Here is a 17156-nt window from a genome sequence, read left to right as displayed (position 1 = left end):
GGTCATCCATGGGAGCGTCCTACGGCCAGTTCTGCCCGGTGGCGAAGGCGATGGAGCTGCTCGACGAGCGCTGGACGCTGCTGGTGATCCGGGAGCTGATCTCCGGCAGCCGGCGGTTCAACGACCTGCGCCGCGGACTGCCCCGGATGTCGCCGACGCTGCTGTCCCGGCGGTTGCAGCAGCTGGCCTCGGCCGGGCTGGTCGAGCGGACCCCGACCGGTGTCGAGGTGGATTACTCGCTGACCCCGGCCGGCCGGGAGCTGGAGCCGATAGTGCGGGCCCTGGGTGTCTGGGGCACCCGGTGGATCCCGGAGATCGGCGATCCGGACCTCGATCCGAAACTGCTGCTCTGGGACATGCACCGGCGGGTGGATCACCGGGCGGTGCCGGACCGGCGGACGGTCCTGCGGTTCCGCTTCCCGGGGGTGGTCCGGCAGGTGCGCGACTGGTGGCTGGTGATCACGCCGGACGAGGCCGACGTCTGCGACGCCGACCCCGGGCACGAGGTGGATGTGCTGGTCACGGCGGATCTGCGAGGCCTGACCGACGTGTGGCGCGGTGCGCGCTCGTGGGAGTCGGCGCTGCGGTCGGGCGAGGTGCGGCTGGACGGCCGGGAGGCGCTGCGCCGCGCCGTCCCGGCCTGGTTCCAGCTGATGGCGTTCGCGACCGTGCCGCGACCGGAGAGCGCCGCAGCGGGGCCGGAGAGCGCGACAGCGCGACCGGTCGTCAGCTGATCCGGAACTTCGCCGACTGCAGGGCCGACAGGCGCGAGTTCGGCCCGACGAGCAGCTCGAAGTCCCCCGGCTCGACGACCCGGCGCCCGTCCGCGGTGACCAGCGTGCAGTCCGCGGCCGGGATCTCGATCTCCACGGTCACGCTCTCCCCGGCCGGCACCGTCACCTGCCGGTACGCCTTCAGCTCCCGGTGCGCCCAGGTCACGCTGGTGACCAGATCACTGACGTACGCCTGAACCGTCTCCAGTGCCGGTCGTGCCCCGGTGTTCGACAGCCGTACGGTCGCCCGCACCACCCCGTCGGCCGGCACGTCCGGTTCCCCGATGGCCAGCCCGTCGTAGACCACTGTGGTGTAGCTGAGCCCCTCGCCGAACGCGAACAGCGGGTCCTGGGTCAGGTCGGCGTACCGCGTGCCGTGCTGGCCGCGCAGCTGGTTGTAGTAGACCGGCTGCTGGCCGACGTGCCGGGCGGCCGAGATCGGCATCCGGCCGCTCGGCTCGATCAGCCCGAGCAGCAGCTCGGCGATGGCCTGCCCGCCGCGCATGCCCGGGTTGAACGCCTGCACGATCGCCGCCGCGGTCAGCGCCGACTCGGGCAGCGCCAGCGGCTTCGAGTTCACCAGCACGACGATCATCGGGGTGCCGGTCGCGGCGACCGCGTCGAGCAGCGCGATCTGCCCGCCGAGCAGTTCGAGGGTGGCGGTGGAGCAGCCCTCCCCGGTCAGGTTGACGGTGTCGCCGACCACCACCACCGCGTAGTCCGAGCCGGCCGCGAGCCGGACCGCCGCGTCGAGCTGGGCCGGGTCGACGGGCGCGGACTCGGCGATCGGTGGGCGGGGCTGGCCGTCCGGGAACGTCTCGCCCTCCGGGTCGGGCACCAGGCGCTCGATCTCGGCGCCGCGCTCGTGGACGACCGTCCAGCCGGCCGGCACCGTGGCCCGGATCCCGTCCAGCACCGTCGAGGTCATCTCCCGCGGGTGCCCGTCCGGCATCCAGCCGACCTGGCCGGAGTTGCCGGCCCAGTCGCCGAGCTGGGCGGAGACGTCGTCGGCGTTCGGCCCGAGCACCGCGATCCGGCGGGTGCCGGCCGACGGGTCGAGCGGCAGGGTGCCGTCGTTGCGCAGCAGCACCAGCGAACGGCGGGCCACCTCGAGGTTGAGCTCGGCGTGCGCGGCGCTGCCGATCACCTCGCGCTGGCGCTCGGCGTCGCCGGTCCGCGGGTTCTCGAAGAGGCCGAGGTCGAACTTGAGGCGCAGGATCCGGCGGACCGCGGAGTCGATGTCGGCCTCGGTCAGCAGGCCCCGCTCGATCGCCTGCTGGGCGCCCTCGAAGAAGCCGGGCGTGGTCATCACCAGGTCGTTGCCGGCCTTGACGGCGACCGCGGCGGCCTCCGCGTAGTCGGCGCAGACCTTCTGCTCCCAGACCATCCGGCCGACGTTGTCCCAGTCGGTGACGAGGGTGCCGGTGAAGCCCCACTCGCCCTTGAGCACCTCGTCGAGCAGCCACTTGTTGGCGGTGATCGGCACCCCGTCCATCGACTGGTAGCCGAGCATGAACACCCGGCAGCCCGCCTGGACGGCCCGCTCGAACGGCGGCAGGAACCAGGATCGCAGCTTGCGCCGGCTGATGTCGGCCTCGCTGGCGTCCCGGCCACCCTGCGTCTCGGAGTAACCGGCGAAGTGTTTGGCGGTGGCCAGGATGCCGGTCGGGTCGGCCAGGCCGTCGCCCTGGTAGCCGCGGATCATCGCGGCGCCCAGGTCACCGATCAGCAGCGGGTCCTCGCCGAACGTCTCGTCGGTGCGGCCCCAGCGCAGGTCCCGGGAGATGCACAGGACCGGGGAGAAGGTCTGGTGGATGCCGGTCGCGGAGACCTCGACGGCGGTGGCCCGGGCGACCCGCTCGACCAGCGCCGGGTCCCAGGAGGCGGCCATCCCGAGCTGGGTCGGGAAGATCGTGGCGCCCGGCCAGAACGAGTGGCCGTGAATGCAGTCTTCCGCGGTGAGCAGCGGAATTTTCAGCCGGGTGCGGGACAGCAGCTCGCCGGCCTCGATCAACTTGGCCGGCGAGGTGTGCAGGATGGATCCGGCCAGCTTCTCCTGGATGATCTCGGCTAGGTCCTGGCGGGCGTCCAGCTGCAGCATCTGACCCACTTTTTCGGGCAGGGTCATGCGGCTGAGCAGGTCGTCCACCCGTGCCTCGACATCGAGGGACGGGTCCAGGTAGGGGAAGTCTGCGGGCACGCGGGCCTCCGGTCGTCACGACCGCGAAGCACGGTCTGCCAAACACGAACGACAGGGAGTCTTCCAGTCCGGAACCGGTTCCGGCACCCCGGGTCGGTTCCGGAACTTTTAGATCCTCGGGACGGCTTGCCGACGGTGGGGGAAACATCCGGAAACCGCGTGAACCGGAGCGGCGGTTTCGCGTAGATCCGGGTAGGGTCCGATGAGGGTCGGACGGATCGGAGCATTTCGATCACTCTAAGTGATTGTCCGGACTGCGTCGAGGGGGAGCATGCACTCGGTCGATCTGGTGCTGCGCAGCACTGCGGAAGCGATCGAACACATCTCGGGGATCTGTTTCAAGACCGGTCCACCGCGCCGGGTCGGCGTCGAGTTGGAATGGACCACACACCGCGCCGGCGACCCGGCGGCCCCGCTGGGGCCCGGCGAGCTGCGCGCCGCGCTGGGGGTGCACGCGCCGGCCACCCTCGGCAATCCGGAACCACTGCCGCTGCCGGCCGGTGGCACGGTAACCGTCGAGCCCGGCGGCCAGGTCGAGATCTCGTCGGCCCCGGCGGACTCGCTGACCGCCCTGCACGCCGCGGTCACCACCGACCACGCGGCCCTGACCGCGCTGCTCGCCCGCGCCGGACTGGTCCTCGGCGACCGCGGCCTCGACGAGCACCGAGAACCCCGCCGGATCCTGGACACCCCGCGTTACGCGGCGATGGAGCGCTCCTTCGACCGGGCCGGGCGCACCATGATGACCGGCACCGCCGGGCTGCAGATCTGCCTCGACGCGGGCGAGGCCGGCCAGGTCGCCGAGCGCTGGGCGGCGCTGCACGAGTTCGGGCCGCCGCTGCTGGCCCTCTTCGCCAATTCCCGGGTGCACGCCGGGCGGGACACCGGGTGGGCGTCCGCCCGGATGGCCGCCTGGTACGGCATCGACCCCCGCCGCACCGCCCCGGTGGCGAACGGCGGCGGACCGGCGGAGACCTGGGCCCGGTACGCCCTGAACGCCCCGCTGCTCTGCGTCCGGCGTGACGGCGACCGGTGGGACGCGCCGCCCGGCCTCACCTTCGCCCGCTGGATCACCTCGGGTGGTGAGCGGCCACCCACCGTCGCCGACCTGGACTACCACCTCAACACCCTGTTCCCGCCGGTCCGCCCGCGCGGCTATCTCGAGGTCCGCTACCTCGACACCCAGCCCGGGGGCGAGTGGATCGCGCCGGCCGCCGTCGTCGCCACGCTGATGGCCGACCCGGTGCTGATGGCGCGGGCCAGGGAGATCGCCGCACCGGCCGCCGGTCGATGGCGGCCGGCCGCGCGTGCCGGGCTGCGGGATCCGGTGGTCCGGGCGGCGGCCGCCGGGCTGGCCGAGCTGGCGTGCCGGTACCTCGATCGCACGGGACTGCCGGCCGCCGTGCGCGAGGAGGTCGCCGGCGTCCTGGGGCGACGCCTCCGGCCACCGCGAGAAGTGAGAGGGAGCAACCGGGAAGTGCGAGGGAGTACACGTTGACCACGGACAAGAACCTGATCGCGGCGGAACTGGAGCGGTCCCGGGCACGGACCGCCCTGCTCACCGACGCGGTCGACGACGACGATCTCGTCCAGCAGCACTCGCCGCTGATGTCGCCGCTGGTCTGGGACCTGGCGCACGTCGGCAACCAGGAGGAGCTCTGGCTGGTCCGCGACGTCGGCGGGCGCGACCCGGTCCGGCAGGACATCGATCATCTCTACGACGCGTTCAAGCACGCCCGCCGCGACCGCCCGGCGCTGCCGCTGCTCGACCCGGCCGAGGCGCGCCAGTACCTCGCGCAGGTGCGGGACAAGGCCCTGGACGTGCTGGACCGGGTGCGGCTGGACGAGCGGCCGCTGGTCAGCGAGGGGTTCGCGTTCGGGATGATCGTGCAGCACGAGCAGCAGCACGACGAGACCATGCTGGCCACCCACCAGCTGCGCGCGGGCGGGCCGGTGCTCTCCGCGCCGCCACCGCCGCCGGGCAACCGGCGGGTGCGCGGGGAGGTGCTGATTCCGGGCGGGCCGTTCACCATGGGCACCGACACCGACCCGTGGGCGCTGGACAACGAGCGGCCGGCGCACGTGGTGGACGTTCCGGCGTTCCTGATCGACGCGGCGCCGGTGACCAACGGCGCCTACCTGGAGTTCATCGACGCCGGGGGTTACGACGACCCGCACTGGTGGAGTGAGCGCGGCTGGGCGCACCGGCAGAACGCCGGCCTGACCGCACCGATGCACTGGGTCGAGGGCGAAGCCGTCCGGCAGTTCGGGCGGACAGTGCCGCTGGCGAAAGACGCGCCGGTCGTGCACGTCAGCTACTTCGAGGCCGAGGCCTACGCCACCTGGGCCGGGAAGCGCCTGCCCACCGAGGCCGAATGGGAGAAGGCGGCCCGCTGGGACCCGGCGACCGGCCGATCCCGGCGCTTCCCCTGGGGCGACGACCCGCCCGGTGCGGAGCACGCCAACCTCGGGCAGCGCCACCTCGCCCCGGCACCGGTCGGCGCCTACCCGGCGGGCGCGTCCCCGCTCGGCGTGCACCAGCTGATCGGCGACGTCTGGGAGTGGACCTCGTCCGGCTTCCACGGGTACCCCGGCTTCCGCGTCTTCCCGTACGCCGAGTACTCCGAGGTCTTCTTCGGCGGCGACTACCAGGTGCTGCGCGGCGGGTCGTTCGGTACCGATCCGGCGGCCTGCCGGGGGACGTTCCGCAACTGGGACCATCCGATCCGGCGGCAGATCTTCAGCGGCTTCCGATGCGCCCGGGACCTGGTCTGATGTGCCGTCATCTGGCCTACCTCGGGCCGCCCGTGCCGCTCGCCGCGGTGCTGTTCGATCCGCCGCACGCGCTGGCGCACCAGGCCTGGGCGCCGCGCGACATGCGGGGCGGCGGCACCATCAACGCCGATGGCTTCGGGGTCGGCTGGTTCGCCGGGGACCAGCCGATCCGCTACCGGAGCGCGATGCCGATCTGGTCGGATGCGGCGCTGCCGGGGCTGGCGGCGACCACCGCGTCGGGCGCGATCCTGGCGGCGGTCCGCTCGGCAACCGTCGGGATGCCGGTGGTCGAGACCGCTGCGGCACCGTTCCTCGACGGCTCCTGGTTGCTCAGCCACAACGGCGTGGTGCGGGGATTCCCGGCCAGTTTCGCCGGGCTCGCCGCCGAGCTGCCGGTGGAGGAGCTGCTGACTCTCGAGGCGCCGACGGATTCCGCCGCCGTCGCCCGGTACATCGGGCACTGGCTGCGCGCCGGGAAGCCCGCCGAAGAGGTGATCGCGACACTCGTCGCCGGGGTGCGCGGGACCGCCCCGGACTCCCGCCTCAACCTGCTGCTCACCGACGGCGACCGGATCGTCGCCACCACGGCCGGCCACTCACTCGCCGTCCGCGCCACCGGCGACGCCGTCCTGGTCGCCTCCGAACCACTCGACGACGACCCCGCCTGGACCCCGGTCCCGGACAACCGCCTGTTGATCGCCACGCCCACCGACGTGACCCTGGGAGAGCTGTGACTTCGCTGGAGAAGCATCTCGACGAGCGTGACCTCGCCCGATCGCTGCGCGCCGACGTGCGCGACGGCCTCACCGCGAGCCCGAAACGCCTGCCACCGAAGTGGTTCTACGACGCCCGGGGCAGCCTGCTCTTCGAGGACATCACCCGGCTGCCCGAGTACTACCCGACCCGTACCGAACGGGCCATCCTCGAGGCGAACGCCGTCGAGATCGCCCGGATCACCGACGCGAAAACCCTCGTCGAGCTGGGTTCCGGCTCCTCCGAGAAGACCCGGCTGCTGCTCGACGCGATGCGTGCCCGGGGCACCCTCGGCAGCTTCGTCCCGCTGGACGTGTCCGAATCCGCCCTGGTCTCCGCCGTCGAGTCGCTGACCGCCGCCTACCCGGGCCTGAGCATCGCCGGCGTGGTCGGTGACCTGACCCGCCACCTGCGCCATCTTCCCGACGGCGACAGCCGGGTGGTGGCCTTCCTAGGCGGCACGATCGGCAACCTGGTCCCGGACGAGCGCGCCGCCTTCCTGACCGATCTGCGGACCACGCTGCACCCGGGGGAGTGGCTGCTGCTCGGCGCCGACCAGGTCAAGGACCCCGCGGTGCTGGTGCCCGCCTACGACGACGCGGCGGGCGTGACGGCCGAGTTCAACCGGAACGTCCTGCACGTCATCAACCGCGAGCTGCGGGCCGATTTCGATCCCTTGGCCTTCGAGCACGTGGCCCGCTGGGACCCGGACCACGAGTGGATCGAGATGCGACTGCGTTCCACCCGCCCGCAGCAGGTCCACATCCGCGACCTGAACCTCACCGTCGCGTTCACCGCGGGCGAGGAGATGCGCACCGAGATCTCCGCCAAGTTCCGCCGCGCCGGTCTCGCCGCCGAGCTCGCCGCGTCGGGCTTCGCCCTCCGCCACTGGTGGTCCGATCCGCGCGAGTGGTTCGGCGTCGCTCTGGCCCAGGCCGTCTGAGGCGCTTTCCGGTACGCCCGGAGCCGGCTCCCGTGGCATCCCGCCCGGCCCGTCCCCGCGACGGGCCGGGCGCGCGTCCGGCCGGTGCCGCGGACCGAGGCGATCCGGGCCCGCCTCGCGCCCGGCCGGGAGCTTGACCCGGCATGCGGTGATGGAGTTCTCCTGAGGGGGTGGGGGACATGAGATTCGCGTCGCCGGACCGGCCGGGCCGCCGGGACCATCGGGCCGAGCTGCGCCGCGGGCTGGCCGCCGGGCGGCTCCCGATGATCGGTGTGCCGGGCGCGCCGGGCGCCCGCATCGACGGCTGGGGCAGCAGCGACAACGTGCTCACCTCGGTCACCGTGCGATACGGCGACTCGGACTCGTGGCTGGCCGTGGAGACCGCCAGGTGGTCCGGGACCGGTCAGGAGTCGTCCGGGCTGCGGGAGGTGCTCGAGGAGCGGCTGCGCGCGGCCGGCATCCGGTTCGCCGACGTCAGCTGGACCACGTCGGAGCGGCCGGTGGTGGTGGACGGGCGCACGGTGACCGCCCGGGTGCTGCACGCCGGCCCGGACTGGTGGGCGGCCCGGATCGTTCTGGAGGCCGGGTTGTTCGGCGAGGTGGAGGTGGGGCTCACCGCGTACCGGAAAGGGTTCGAACCGCGACTGGGCATCCTGCCCGGCGCCGAGATCGCGGACCTGCTCGACGCGCCGCTGCCCGGCCCGGAGCCGTGGTCGCCGGCCGGCGCGGCGGCCGAGCCCGAGCCGCCGCTGCCGGTCGGCGAACCGCACCGGGTCCTGGTCGACGTGGTGCTGCGCGAGGCGCGCGAGTCGGAGGTCTGGCAGGCCGAGGGCGGTCCGGTGCCCCGGCTGCCGGCGTCCTGGGGTGCGCTGTGGGCGGCCGCGGTACGCCGCCAGTCCGACCTGGCCGGCCAGCCGGCGGACGCCGCCGACGCCGCCATCACCGACCTGTTGTCGCAGCTCACCACGCTGTTCCGGGATGCGGCCTGGTTCCGCGCCGACGCCGTCCTGCGGGAGCGCGCGATCAACGAGACGCTGCTCTACGCCACCGGGCTCGCCACCACGGTGCCCAGCCGCCCGGCCCAGCAGGCGTGGCGCGCGCGCCAGGACGCCCGCCGCCCACCGGCCACCGCGGCCGACTTCGTCGGCATCCGGCACGCCGAGGCCCGCTGGCTCGACGCCTGGCACACCTGGTCCCAGCGCCCCTGACGTCTGCCGGACCGCGAGCGAAGCGGCCGCCGTGGTTCGGGCCGCGCCGCTTCCCACCGCCCTCGCATGCCCGATAAATACTGATTTATCGGGTGGTGAGTCGGGTGGCGCGCGAAGGTGACTCCGGGCACGGCGTGGTTGCCGCAAGGAATGTGAGTTGATACGGTTCTTTGCATAGTCATGCGGAGGTGGGTATGGGAATCCGGGTCGCGGTGGCCGGGGCAAGTGGTTATGCCGGCGGGGAGTTGCTGCGCCTGCTGGCCGGGCACCCCGAGTTCGACCTGATCGCGGCGACCGCGCACAGCCAGGCCGGGCAGCACGTGACGTCCGTGCACCCGCAGCTGGCCGGTCTCGACCTGACGCTCGGCACCACCGACGCGGCCACGCTCGGCGACGCCGACCTGGTCTTTCTCGCCCTGCCGCACGGCCAGTCGGCAGCCGTCGCGGCACAGCTGAGCGAGGGCACCCGGGTCGTCGACCTGGGTGCCGACTTCCGCCTGGAGAGCGCCGAGCAGTGGACCCGTTACTACGGCGGCGGCCACGCCGGCACCTGGACCTACGGGTTGCCCGAGCTGCCCGGCGCCCGGGCCGCGATCAAGGCCGCCGACCGGGTGGCGAACACGGGTTGTTATGCGGCCACCATCATCCTGGCCCTGGCCCCGCTGATCGCCGCCGGCGTCGCCGACCCGGAGGACGTGGTGGTGGTCGCCAGCTCCGGCACCTCCGGCGCCGGCCGCAACGCCAAGGCGCACCTGCTGGCCAGCGAGGTGATGGGTGACCTCTCGCCCTACAAGGTCGGTGCCCACCAGCACGTCGCCGAGATCAAGCAGGCCACCGGCGCCGCCTCGCTCTCGATGACCCCGATCCTGGCGCCGATGCCGCGCGGCATCCTGGCCACGATCACCACCAGGCGGCTGAACGGCGGCGACCCCCGCGAGGCGCTGCAGGCCGCCTACGCCGACGAGCCGTTCGTGCACGTCCTGCCGGAGGGCGCCTGGCCGCACACGGCGGCCACCGCCGGTTCCAACTCGTGCCACCTGCAGGCCACCGTCGACGTCGACTCCGGCCGGATCATCGTGGTCAGCGCGCTCGACAACCTCGGCAAGGGCGCCGCCGGCCAGGCGGTACAGAACGCCAACCTCATGTTCGGCCTGCCGGAGACGGCCGGCCTCAGCGTCTTCGGAGTGGCACCGTGACCGTTACCCATCCCAAGGGCTTCAAGGCCGCGGGCGTCGCCGCCGGGCTCAAGGCCAGCGGAAACCCCGACGTCGCGCTGGTCGTCAACGAGGGCCCGGACTACACCGCGGCCGGCGTCTTCACCGGCAACCGGGTCAAGGCCGCGCCGGTGCTCTGGAGCCAGCAGGTGCTCAAGGGCGGCGTGATCCGCGCCGTGGTGCTCAACTCGGGCGGCGCCAACGCGTGCACCGGTTCGCAGGGCTTCCGCGACACGCACACCACCGCCGAGCACACCGCCTCGGTGCTGCGCACCACCAAGAAACTGATGATCGGCCCCGGTGACATCGCGGTCTGCTCCACCGGCCTGATCGGCGAGCTGCTCCCGATGGACAAGCTGCTGCCGGGCGTGAACGCGGCGGTCAAGGCGCTCGCCGCCGACGGCGGTCCGCGCGCCGCCGAGGCGATCATGACCACCGACACGGTGGCCAAGAACGCTGTGGCGCGGCGCGACGGCTGGTCGGTCGGCGGCATCGCCAAGGGCGCCGGCATGCTCGCCCCGGCCCTGGCCACCATGCTCGTGGTGATCACCACCGACGCGTCGGCGGACAACGAGACGCTGGACGCGGCGCTGCGCGCGGCCACCCGGGTCACCTTCGACCGGATCGACGCGGACGGCTGCATGTCGACGAACGACACGGTGCTGCTGCTGGCCAGCGGTGCCTCGGACCGGCAGCCGTCGCTGGCCGAGCTGACCGCCGCGGTCACCGAGGTCTGCCACGACCTGGCCCAGCAGCTGATCGGGGACGCCGAGGGCGCCACCAAGCACATCGCGATCGAGGTGGCCGGCGCGGCCAGTGAGGCCGACGCCGTACAGGTGGGGCGGACCGTGGCCGGCAACAACCTGGTCAAGACCGCCTTCTTCGGCAACGACCCGAACTGGGGCCGGATCCTGGCCGCGGTCGGCACCACCAGCGCGGCCTTCGAGCCGGACCGCGTCGACGTCGCGATCAACGGCGTCTGGGTGTGCAGGAACGGTGCCGCCGCCGAGGACCGGGCGAAGGTCGACCTGTCGAAACGCGACGTGCGGGTGACGATCAACCTGCACGAGGGCGAGATGAACGCGACGATCTGGACCACCGACCTGTCGCACGCCTACGTGCACGAGAACTCGGCCTACAGCTCATGAACCCGCTGGAGAAGGCCGAGATCCTGATCGAGGCGCTCCCGTGGCTGGAGCGTTTCCACGGCGCCACGATCGTCGTGAAGTACGGCGGCAACGCCATGATCGACCCGGCGCTGCAGAAAGCCTTCGCCGCCGACATGGTCTTCCTGCGGCATGTCGGGATCAAGCCGGTCGTGGTGCACGGTGGCGGACCGCAGATCAACCGGATGCTCAAGCGGGTCGGCATCGAGTCCGAGTTCCGCGGCGGCCTGCGGGTCACCACGCCGGAGACCATGGAGATCGTCCGGATGGTGCTGACCGGCCAGGTGGGCCGGGAGCTGGTCGGGCTGATCAACCAGCACGGCCCGTACGCGGTGGGTCTCTCCGGTGAGGACGCCGGGCTGTTCACGGCGGTCCGCCGGGGCGCGCTGGTCGACGGCGAGGAGGTCGACATCGGCCAGGTCGGCGACGTCGATCAGGTGAACACCTCGGCGGTCGACGACCTGATCGCGGCCGGCCGGATCCCGGTGATCGCCACCGTCGCCCCGGACGCCGGTGGTCTGCTGCACAACGTGAACGCCGACACCGCCGCCTCCGCGCTCGCCGTCGCGCTCGGCGCCCGCAAGCTGGTGGTGCTCACCGACGTGCCCGGCCTCTATCCCAACTGGCCGGACACGTCGTCGCTGACCAGCGAGATCGACGCGGACGCGCTGGAGAAACTGCTGCCCGGCCTGGAGTCCGGGATGGTGCCCAAGATGGAGGCCTGCCTGCGCGCGGTGCGCGGCGGGGTCCCCTCGGCGCACGTCGTCGACGGCCGGGTCGCCCACTCGACGTTGCTCGAAGTCTTCACGGAAGAAGGATTCGGAACCATGGTGGTCCCCTCATGAGCCTGGCCGAGCGCTGGCAGGCGTCGATGATGAACAACTACGGCACCCCGTCGCTGGCCCTGGTCAAGGGCGAGGGCGCGGTGCTCACCGGCGAGGACGGCAAGGAGTACGTCGACTTCCTCGGCGGCATCGCCGTCAACGCGCTGGGCCACGCCCACCCGGGCGTGATCGCCGCGGTGACGCAGCAGATGCGGCAGATCGGCCATGTCTCCAACCTGTACATCGCCGAGCCCCCGGTGGCCCTCGCCGAGCTGCTGCTGGCCCTGGCCGGCCGGACCGGGCGGGTGCTGTTCTGCAACTCGGGCGCCGAGGCCAACGAGGCCGCCTTCAAGATCTCCCGGCGGACCGGCCGGACCCACATCGTCGCCACCGAGGGCGCGTTCCACGGACGCACCATGGGCGCCCTGGCCCTGACCGGCCAGCCGGCCAAGCGGGATCCGTTCCGGCCGCTGCCGGGCGAGGTCACCCATGTCCCGTTCGGGGATGTGGCGGCGCTGCGGGCGGCCGTGACCACCGAGACCGCGATGGTGATCCTGGAGCCGATCCAGGGGGAGAACGGCGTTGTCGTGCCGCCTCCCGGATACCTGACGGCCGCCCGGGAGATCACCGAGAAGTCGGGTGCGCTGCTGGCACTGGACGAGGTGCAGACCGGCATCGGGCGGACCGGGCACTGGTTCCACCACCAGGCCGAGGGCGTCGAGCCGGACCTGATCACCCTGGCCAAGGGGCTCGGCGGCGGCCTGCCGCTGGGCGCCTGCATCGCGTTCGGGGCGGCGGCCGACCTGCTCACCCCGGGCTCGCACGGCACCACGTTCGGCGGCAACCCGATCGCCTGCGCGGCGGGACTCGCCGTGGTCCGGACGATCGCCGGCGAGGGGCTGCTCGATCACGTCAAGCGGGTGGGTGAGCGGCTGCGGCGGGGGATCGAGGGACTGAACCACCCGTACGTCAAGCATGTCCGCGGCGCGGGCCTGCTCCTCGGCATCGTCCTCAACCAGCCGGTCTCCGCCGACGTCGCGGCGCGGCTGCGCGAGGCGGGCTTCCTGGTGAACCCGGCCAAACCGGACGTGATCCGGCTCGCCCCGCCCCTGATCATCTCCTCCGATCAGGCGGATGCCCTGATCGCTGCCCTGGACGGTATCCGGTGACCCCGCGCCACTTCCTCCGCGACGACGACCTGACCCCGCAGGAGCAGGCCGAGGTCCTCGACCTGGCCGCCGCGATGAAGGCGAACCGATTCGGCCACACCCCGCTGGCCGGCCCCCGCTCGGTGGCCGTCTTCTTCGACAAGGCCAGCCTGCGCACCCGGCTCTCGTTCGAGGCCGGCATCGCCGAGCTGGGCGGCCAGCCGATCATCGTGGACACCCAGAACACCCACTTCGGCCGCGGCGAGAGCCTGTCCGACGCCGGCCGGGTGGTGTCCCGCTACGTCGCGGCGATGGTCTACCGCACGCACGGTGACGAGCGCCTCGCCGAGCTGGCCTCCGGCGTCGACGTCCCGGTGATCAACGCGCTCTCCGACGGGTACCACCCCTGTCAGCTGCTGGCCGACCTGCTCACCATCCGGGAGAAGCTGGGCGCCACCCAGGGGCGGACCCTGGCGTACGTCGGTGACGCCGCCAACAACATGGCCCACTCCTACCTGCTGGCCGGCGCCACCGCCGGGATGCACGTGCGGGTGGCCGGGCCGTCCGGGTTCGATCCGGCCCCGGCGGTGGTCGGCCGCGCCGCGGAGATCGCGGCGTGGACCGGCGGCTCGGTCGAGGTGCTGCGCGACCCGAACGAGGCGGTCGACGGCGCGCACGTGGTGGCCACCGACACCTGGACCTCGATGGGTCAGGAGGACGACGGGAAGGACCGGCTCACCCCGTTCCGGCCGTACCAGATCAACAGCGCGCTGCTGGCCAAGGCCGCGCCCGAGGCGATAGTGCTGCACTGCCTGCCCGCGCACCGGGGCGAGGAGATCACCGACGAGGTGATGGACGGCCCGCGGAGCGTGGTCTTCGACGAGGCCGAGAACCGGTTGCACGCGCAGAAGGCGCTGCTCACCTGGCTGTTGGCGGTCAACGAGGGATGAGCGGGCCGATCACCAGGGCGGGGCGGCACGCCCGGATCGTCGAGCTGATCCGGAGCCGGACCGTGCGCTCGCAGACCGAACTGGCCGACCTGCTCGCCGCCGAGGGCGTGCAGGTCACCCAGGCCACGCTCTCCCGTGACCTGGAGGAGCTGAACGCGGTGAAGGTCAGCGGCGCCTACCTGATCCCGGAGGATGGCAAGCGGCCGCTGCGCGAGACCACCGGGCAGGGGCCGGCCCGGCTGATCCGGCTGCTCAGGGAGCTGCTCACCGGCGTCGACGCGAGCGGCAACATCGCCGTGCTGCGCACCCCGCCGGGTGCCGCCCAGTTCCTGGCCAGCGCGCTGGACCGGTCCGGGCTCTCGGACGTGGTCGGCACCATCGCCGGCGACGACACCATCCTCGTCGTGGCGCGGGACAACGGCCCCACGTCGGGCGCCGCCCTCGCCGAGAAACTCGGCAACTGGAGCCGGTCGGACGTTGACTCTCGTGAGGAGCACCAATGATCTTCTCGTCCGCGGTGGAGACCCGGTTCCCCGACTTCGCCGACCACACCGGCAAGCTGGCCGGGCTCGGGGTGGAGTTCTTCCTCGCCTCCAACGAGACGGTCCGGCCGCAGCTCAACGAGCTGCCGTACGGCTACAAGCTGAACTGGCTCGACTTCACCGACACGTCCGAGCGGGCCTGGTCGGTGCGTGACTTCCTGAACCTGTTCAACGTGATCAACGGCATCGCCTTCGGTGACCGGGGCATCCCGATGCCGCAGTGGGTGATGGTCGACCTGATCCTGATGCCGGCCGCCGCCCTGATCGCCAGCCTGCCGCAGGACGAGTTCGCGGCGATGGTCGAGCGGAGCACGTTCCGCTTCGACACCGACGTCAAGCAGCTGCTGCGCAAGGTGCAGGAGGACATGCGGGCCAGCGGGTACACCGGCCCGGTGCCGGTCGGCGGGTACTGCGCCGCGCCCTCGGCCGAGCCCGGCCGCTGGGTGGGCTGGTCGCTCTGGTCGCTGATGCCGGCCGTCGGGCTGGGCAAGGCGGCCAAGGCACTCGCGCTCTCCGCGTACCGCGCGCAGAAGCTGGACGGCGTCACCCAGTACGACAACAGCGCCCTCAAGGTGCACACCGAGTTCGGCGCGCTGAAGGTGCTGGTCGCCACGGTGCCGTTCCACACCTCGCCGGGCTCGTTCGTCTACCAGTCCGACCTGACCCTGCCGGCCGGCTCGGAGCTGCCCGCGCACTCGTTCCTGCTCGACCCGTTCGACTACGCGCGCCAGAGCGCGATGCAGAAGGCGATCGAGGCGGGCAGCAGCGAGTTCTACGTCCTGCCGCCCGGCCACGTCGTCCAGGACGGTAAGACGTACGTACCGATTCTCGAGAAGGAACTGTCCCGATGACCAAGCGCAAGATCGTTCTCGCCTTCTCCGGTGGGCTGGACACCTCGTACGCCCTCGTGGACTTCCGCGAGAAGGGCTGGGACGTGGTGACCGCGAACATCGACACCGGTGGGCTGCACAGCGGTGAGGCCGAGGCCGTCAAGGCCCGCGCCGAGGAGCTGGGCGCCGTCGAGCACCACGTGGTCGACGCCCGCGCCGAGCTCTACGACCGGGTGGTCACCTACGCGATCAAGGCGAACTACCTGCGCAACGGCGCCTACCCGTCGTGCGTCGGCGCGGAGCGGCTGATCCAGGCGGAGAAGGTCGTCGAGGTCGCCCTCAAGGTCGGCGCGACGGGCATCGCGCACGGTTCCACCGGCGCCGGCGCCGACCACGTCCGGTACGACGCGGTGATCCGCGCCCTCGCCCCGCACCTGGAGATCATCACCCCGGTCCGGGACGAGCGCCTGGTCCGCGAGGAGGAGGCCGAGTTCCTGCGCAGCCGCGGCTTCGCGGTCAGCGAGAAGGTGAAGAAGTACTCGATCAACGAGGGTCTGATCGGCACCTCGATCGGCGGCGAGGAGACCTACGGGAGCTGGGAGTACCTCCCGGAGGACGCCTGGACCTACACCAGGTCGATCGCCGACGCCCCGGCCGACGGCGTCGAGCTGCACCTCACCTTCGACAAGGGGATCGTGACCGGGGCCTCGTTCGCCGACGGCGCCCCGCTGGTCGAGGCGGACGCGCCGAACTACGCGATCCTCTCCGCGCTCAACGTCCTCGGTGGCGAGCACGGCGTCGGCCGGGGCATCCACATGGGTTCCACGATGGTCGGCAACCTGGCCCGCGTCGGCTTCGAGGCGCCCGGCATGCTGATCCTCATCGCCGCGCACCGCGAGCTGGAGAAACTCGTCCTCTCCAACCGCCAGCAGGCCACCAAGGCGCAGCTCGGCAACACGTACGGCGACCTGCTCCACGAGGCCGTCTACTTCGACCCGATCATGGACGACTTCCGCGCCTTCCTGGACTCCAGCCAGACCCGGGTGACCGGCACCGTCCGCGTCAAGCTGCACAAGGGCAACATCGTCCTGCTGGGTTCGTCGAGCCCGTACAGCCTGCTGGACGCCGCCACCCGCGCGGGCATCGTCTACGGCCACGGCTCCTCGGCCTGGACCGGCGAGCAGGCCCGTGCCTTCGCCCACATGTACGCCATGCCGGGCAGCATCGCCCGCCTGGCCGCCACCCCGGCCGAGTAGGACAGGGTTCCCGGGTCGCCCCGCGCTGTGATCTTCCTCGTGCGGGGACGGCCTCCCGGGTGGGTGGTGGTGCGCCGTTGCTACGGTGCCAGCTCGCCATTCACCACGATCATCGGGGGAACCTCTTGCGTGCGATCACGATCGCGTTCGGAACTGCTGTGCTGGTCATGGTCACGGCCATGGCGGGGTGCGGGGCGGACGGCGACACCAAGGCCGCCTGCGACGCGATCAAGGCCGAGCTGACCGGCGTCACCAGCAAGGGCATGCAGCAGATCGACGACCCGCGGGGGCTCGCCAAGACGTACTCCGACAGCGCGGCCAAGGTCCGCGAAGAGGCCAAGAAGGCCGACGGCGACGTGCGGAGCACCGCCGAGTCGGTGGCCACCCTGATGGACGGGTTCGCCACGACGATCAGCGCGGGGAGCACCCAGATGCCGGACGTCACCGCGTTCACCAACGCGACCGTCAAGCTGACCGAGGCCTGCAAGTAGTCAGGACCTTTTCGGTACGGCACTCCGGCGCGCTCACCGGTCACGGTGAGCGCGCCCTTTTCCCGGCCCGCTTGTCGACCACG

Annotated in this window: 16 protein-coding genes; 15 read left to right on the top strand and 1 reads right to left on the bottom strand. The window is 72.2% G+C overall.

From position 1 onward, the window contains the following. The first annotated feature begins 8 nt into the window (after positions 1–8). On the top strand, positions 9–734 hold the full coding sequence (locus Actob_RS33500; protein WP_284915890.1) for a winged helix-turn-helix transcriptional regulator: 726 nt from the start codon (positions 9–11) through the stop codon (positions 732–734). On the opposite strand, the gene Actob_RS33495 is transcribed toward Actob_RS33500, so the two are convergent. Beyond that, on the bottom strand, positions 727–2973 hold the full coding sequence (locus tag Actob_RS33495; protein ID WP_284915889.1) for an exo-beta-d-1,3/1,6-glucosidase: 2247 nt from the start codon (positions 2971–2973) through the stop codon (positions 727–729). The two genes, Actob_RS33500 and Actob_RS33495, sit on opposite strands and share 8 nt — an antisense overlap. Before the next feature lie 271 nt (positions 2974–3244). Here Actob_RS33495 and egtA point away from each other — a divergent pair, with 271 nt between their 5' ends. From egtA to Actob_RS33425, 14 genes are all read left to right on the top strand, one after another. Continuing rightward, a complete protein-coding gene (gene egtA, locus Actob_RS33490; RefSeq protein WP_284915888.1) occupies positions 3245–4471 on the top strand; it encodes an ergothioneine biosynthesis glutamate--cysteine ligase EgtA in 1227 nt (408 codons plus the stop codon). Beyond that, positions 4468–5748: an ergothioneine biosynthesis protein EgtB gene (gene egtB / locus Actob_RS33485; protein ID WP_284915887.1), complete on the top strand. Its 1281-nt coding sequence runs from the start codon at positions 4468–4470 to the stop codon at positions 5746–5748. The genes egtA and egtB overlap by 4 nt, the downstream gene beginning before the upstream one ends. Beyond that, a complete protein-coding gene (gene egtC / locus Actob_RS33480) occupies positions 5748–6482 on the top strand; it encodes an ergothioneine biosynthesis protein EgtC (protein WP_284915886.1) in 735 nt (244 codons plus the stop codon). The genes egtB and egtC overlap by 1 nt, the downstream gene beginning before the upstream one ends. Beyond that, entirely contained in the window at positions 6479–7444 is a 966-nt protein-coding gene (gene egtD, locus Actob_RS33475) for an L-histidine N(alpha)-methyltransferase (protein ID WP_284915885.1), read from the top strand. Before egtC ends, egtD begins: the two co-directional genes overlap by 4 nt. Before the next feature lie 179 nt (positions 7445–7623). After that, a complete protein-coding gene (locus Actob_RS33470) occupies positions 7624–8652 on the top strand; it encodes a hypothetical protein (protein WP_284915884.1) in 1029 nt (342 codons plus the stop codon). A 194-nt stretch (positions 8653–8846) separates the two neighbouring features. After that, complete coding sequence (gene argC / locus Actob_RS33465) at positions 8847–9848, top strand: N-acetyl-gamma-glutamyl-phosphate reductase (protein WP_284915883.1); 1002 nt, start codon at positions 8847–8849, stop codon at positions 9846–9848. Continuing rightward, on the top strand, positions 9845–11014 hold the full coding sequence (gene argJ / locus Actob_RS33460) for a bifunctional glutamate N-acetyltransferase/amino-acid acetyltransferase ArgJ (protein WP_284915882.1): 1170 nt from the start codon (positions 9845–9847) through the stop codon (positions 11012–11014). The genes argC and argJ overlap by 4 nt, the downstream gene beginning before the upstream one ends. Beyond that, a complete protein-coding gene (argB, locus tag Actob_RS33455; RefSeq protein ID WP_284915881.1) occupies positions 11011–11877 on the top strand; it encodes an acetylglutamate kinase in 867 nt (288 codons plus the stop codon). The genes argJ and argB overlap by 4 nt, the downstream gene beginning before the upstream one ends. Then, positions 11874–13025 (top strand): acetylornithine transaminase, encoded by a 1152-nt coding sequence (locus Actob_RS33450; protein ID WP_284915880.1) that lies wholly within the window; start codon positions 11874–11876, stop codon positions 13023–13025. Before argB ends, Actob_RS33450 begins: the two co-directional genes overlap by 4 nt. After that, entirely contained in the window at positions 13022–13954 is a 933-nt protein-coding gene (gene argF, locus Actob_RS33445; protein ID WP_284915879.1) for an ornithine carbamoyltransferase, read from the top strand. Before Actob_RS33450 ends, argF begins: the two co-directional genes overlap by 4 nt. After that, complete coding sequence (locus Actob_RS33440; protein ID WP_284915878.1) at positions 13951–14457, top strand: arginine repressor; 507 nt, start codon at positions 13951–13953, stop codon at positions 14455–14457. Before argF ends, Actob_RS33440 begins: the two co-directional genes overlap by 4 nt. Further along, on the top strand, positions 14454–15347 hold the full coding sequence (locus Actob_RS33435; protein ID WP_284915877.1) for a hypothetical protein: 894 nt from the start codon (positions 14454–14456) through the stop codon (positions 15345–15347). The genes Actob_RS33440 and Actob_RS33435 overlap by 4 nt, the downstream gene beginning before the upstream one ends. Next, complete coding sequence (gene argG, locus Actob_RS33430; RefSeq protein ID WP_284915876.1) at positions 15344–16582, top strand: argininosuccinate synthase; 1239 nt, start codon at positions 15344–15346, stop codon at positions 16580–16582. Before Actob_RS33435 ends, argG begins: the two co-directional genes overlap by 4 nt. Before the next feature lie 167 nt (positions 16583–16749). Then, positions 16750–17073 (top strand): hypothetical protein, encoded by a 324-nt coding sequence (locus Actob_RS33425; protein ID WP_284915875.1) that lies wholly within the window; start codon positions 16750–16752, stop codon positions 17071–17073. Positions 17074–17156: the final 83 nt, after the last annotated feature.

The organism is Actinoplanes oblitus, assembly GCF_030252345.1.
GTDB classification, from domain to species: Bacteria; Actinomycetota; Actinomycetes; order Mycobacteriales; family Micromonosporaceae; genus Actinoplanes; species Actinoplanes oblitus.
The sequence above is the reverse complement of the archived record's forward strand: the minus strand, read 5'-3'. Positions and strand labels throughout refer to the sequence as shown.